Origin of the sequence: Immundisolibacter sp. (assembly GCF_041625615.1) — a bacterium.
Lineage (GTDB): Bacteria > Pseudomonadota > Gammaproteobacteria > Immundisolibacterales > Immundisolibacteraceae > Immundisolibacter.
In genome coordinates this window covers 1-2,966 of the sequence record NZ_JBFJTF010000201.1, presented here as the reverse complement: position 1 = coordinate 2,966, position 2,966 = coordinate 1, and the positions used below count along the sequence as shown (strand labels likewise).

The following is a 2,966-nucleotide window of genomic DNA, read 5'->3' as shown; positions in this document are numbered from 1 at the left end:
CGATCGGGGTGTCGAGCTTCAGGTGGTGCACATGGTTGTGCGACAGCACCCCGTACGGCGCCAGCAGGAACGTGTCGAGCAGATTGCCGACGCGCCGGCGCAGCGGATCGTCGCGGTGGCCGAGTTCGTGCGAGGCCGGCAGCGCCCCGTAGGCGGTGACGAAGGCCGTGGACAGCACCAGCCCCAGCCAGTCCGCTCCCGCCAGGGCGTCCGCACCCGGCCCGACACGCCAGGCGAACACGGCCCACAGCGCGACGATCAGCGGCAACTGCAGCATCAGCAGGCCGTCCGCCAGCCATGACGGCAGCGGCGCCCGCGGGCGCCGGTCCGGCCCAAGCCAGGTGTCGATCAGCGCCAGCAGCGGCAGCTCGGCAATGCCCAGCCACACCCAGCCGCCACCCCGCCACAGGCCGGCCAGCGCCAGCAGCACCATGGCACCGGGAACAACAAACCAGGTCGCCGGGGAGCGACCGCCGAGGCTTTCGTCGGCCATTGGCAGGCATCCTCAAAAAAATTTCGATCAATCGCTTGATCGAGAGACAAAACGAGCGTAGCTTTTTTGTCGACTGCCGGCAATGCCCTGCGAAAACCCCGGCTCACCCCCGGCCAAACACGGAAAAAGAACGCCAGCGATGTCCACACCAGCGCCCCAAACCGAGTCCCCCAGTCACGACCGCATCCTCGAACAGGCGCTGCCGCTGTTCGCCACCGAGGGCTACGGCGGCGTCACCATGCGCATGATCGCCCGCGCCGCAGGCCTCACCATCGGCACCCTGTACCACTACTTCCCCAGCAAGCGGGCGCTGTACCTGGCGGTGCTGGACCGCGCCTACGGACGGGCCGCCAAGCACTGGGCGCAGGAAGTCCTGCACGGCCCGGACGACCCTCACCAGCGTTTGGCCACTTACGTGCGTGAGTACTGTGCGTTCGTGGCCGACAACCACGACTTCGTGCGCCTGATGAAGCGCGAGCAGCTCGAGGGCGATGCCGAGCAGATGGAGCTGCAGGCGGCCTCGCTGTTCGCCAGCCAGTACCAGGCCACGGTGGAACTGTTCGAGGAACTGGCGCCGCACCTGGACTCGACGCTGCTGGCGCACTCGCTGCTGGCCCTGGTGCTGCACCACTACGAGGTGCGGGCACTGCGCCCGCTGTTCCCCGGTTACCAACCCGAGCATGAGGACCCGGCACACGTGGCCGACCACGTGCTCGGCATGCTGCTGCACGGCATCCGTCCGGCCAACGCCTGACTCAACCCCAGGAGCGCTTGCCATGAACCAGCCGACCACGCCGACCCATAACGACCTGCCGCACCAACCCTGGCCGCAGGACGCCGCCGAAGTACCGTACTGGGTCTATTCCGATCCGGCCGTGTTCGCGCTGGAGCAGGAACGCATCTTCCGCGGCCCGACGTGGAACTTCGTCGCCCTGGAAGCGGAGCTGCCGAATCCGTTCGACTGGAAGGCCACCTTCGTCGGCGAGACGCCGGTCGTGGTGGCGCGCGACGGCAACGGCGAGGTGCACGTCTGGGTCAACCGCTGCGCCCACCGCGGCGCGCTGGTGTGCCGTGAACTGCGCGGCAACAGCCAGACCCACACCTGCGTCTATCACCAGTGGGCCTACGACGCCTCGGGCGCGCTGATCGGCGTGCCGTTCCGTCGCGGCATCGGCGGCAAGGGCGGCTACCCAGCCGACTTCGACATGGCCGAGCATGGCACCCGCCAGTTGCGCGTGGCGCGCTACAAGGGCCTGGTGTTCGCCACCTTCAGCGATGAAACACCGCCGCTGGAAACCTACTTCGGCCCGGACATGCTGCACTGGGTCGATCGCGTGATGGTCGGGCCGGTCGAGTTCCTGGGCACCTCCCGCCAGTACATCCATTCCAACTGGAAGCTGTACACCGAGAACACCAAGGATCCGTACCACGCCTCGCTGCTGCACCTGTTCCACGCCACCTTTGGCGTGTACCGCTCATCCATGGGCGGCGGCTGCACCATCGGCGGCGAGCACCGCATGCACAGCATCCTGCGCGTGTGGAAGATCGAGAACGAGGACATCGGCGAGTACAAGACCGGGAAGATCCGCACCTACGACCAGGGCGTGACCCTGGCCGACCCCACGCTGCTGGACGTGCACCCGGAACTGGAGCCGGTGTTCACCAACCACATCCAGTCCCTGTTCCCCAGCATGGTGCTGCAGCAGATCCACAACACCCTGGCGGTGCGTCAGATCGTGCCCAAGGGCGTCGATGCCTTCGAGCTGGTGTTCCACTTCTTCGGCTACGCCGACGACACCCCCGAACTGCGCGCCATGCGCCTGAAGCAGGCCAACCTGGTCGGCCCGGCCGGCTACATCTCCATGGAGGACGGCGAGGCGACGCAGCTGGTGCAGCAGGGCATCGTCGGCGCCGCCGACCAGCACGCCTACGACGCCCTCGGCGGGCGCGGCATGGACAGCACCGAAAACCTGGTCGATGAGGCCCTGATCCGCGCCTTCTGGAACGGCTATCGCAGCCTCATGCGCTTCTGATCCGCCACCCGACCCACCCTCGCACGCCATATTTCAAGGACGAAAGCCGATGAACACACCTGCCGTCCCCCTGGTCGACCCCGAGGTCCTGGACCGCATCCGCGGCTGGCGCGGCTACGCCGAGGCCAAGCTGGGCTTTCGCAACCACTGGTATCCGACCCTGAACAGCGGCGAGGTGACCGAAGGCAGGCCGGTGACGTTCCAGCTGGCCGGCGAGAAGCTGCTGATCAACCGTATCGACGGCCGCCTCTACTGCATCAAGGACCAGTGCCTGCACCGCGGCGTGCCGCTGTCGCGCAAGGTCGAGTGCTACAGCAAGGACACCGTCACCTGCTGGTACCACGGCTGGACCTACCAGTGGGCCGACGGAAAGCTGTGCGACATCCTCACCGACCCGTCGAGCAAGCTCATCGGCACCCGCTCGCTGAAGACCTACCCGG

3 protein-coding genes and 1 pseudogene are annotated in these 2,966 nt (G+C 67.2%); 3 read left to right on the top strand and 1 reads right to left on the bottom strand.

All coding sequences use genetic code 11. From position 1 onward, the window contains the following. Positions 1 to 493 (bottom strand): annotated as a pseudogene (locus tag ABYX71_RS11380) (xylene monooxygenase); the annotation flags it as partial. Between the two features lie 139 nt (positions 494 to 632). Between ABYX71_RS11380 and ABYX71_RS11375 the strand changes: the two are divergent. The 3 genes from ABYX71_RS11375 to ABYX71_RS11365 form a co-directional block, all read left to right on the top strand. After that, the gene (locus ABYX71_RS11375; RefSeq protein ID WP_372696612.1) at positions 633 to 1,247 is read left to right on the top strand and encodes a TetR/AcrR family transcriptional regulator; all 615 of its coding nucleotides are present in this window, start codon (positions 633 to 635) and stop codon (positions 1,245 to 1,247) included. 22 nt (positions 1,248 to 1,269) lie between these two features. Then, positions 1,270 to 2,526, top strand: a complete 1,257-nt coding sequence (locus ABYX71_RS11370; protein ID WP_372696611.1) for a Rieske 2Fe-2S domain-containing protein — start codon at positions 1,270 to 1,272, stop codon at positions 2,524 to 2,526. Between the two features lie 49 nt (positions 2,527 to 2,575). Then, positions 2,576 to 2,966, top strand: a 391-nt coding sequence (locus ABYX71_RS11365) for a Rieske 2Fe-2S domain-containing protein (protein WP_372696610.1), incomplete at its 3' end; no start/stop codon positions are given.

Excerpts from the sequence above, each read along its gene's own strand:
- ABYX71_RS11375 (WP_372696612.1), top strand. The coding sequence starts at position 633 with ATGTCCACACCAGCGCCCCAAACCGAGTCCCCCAGTCACGACCGCATC.
- ABYX71_RS11370 (WP_372696611.1), top strand. The coding sequence starts at position 1,270 with ATGAACCAGCCGACCACGCCGACCCATAACGACCTGCCGCACCAACCC.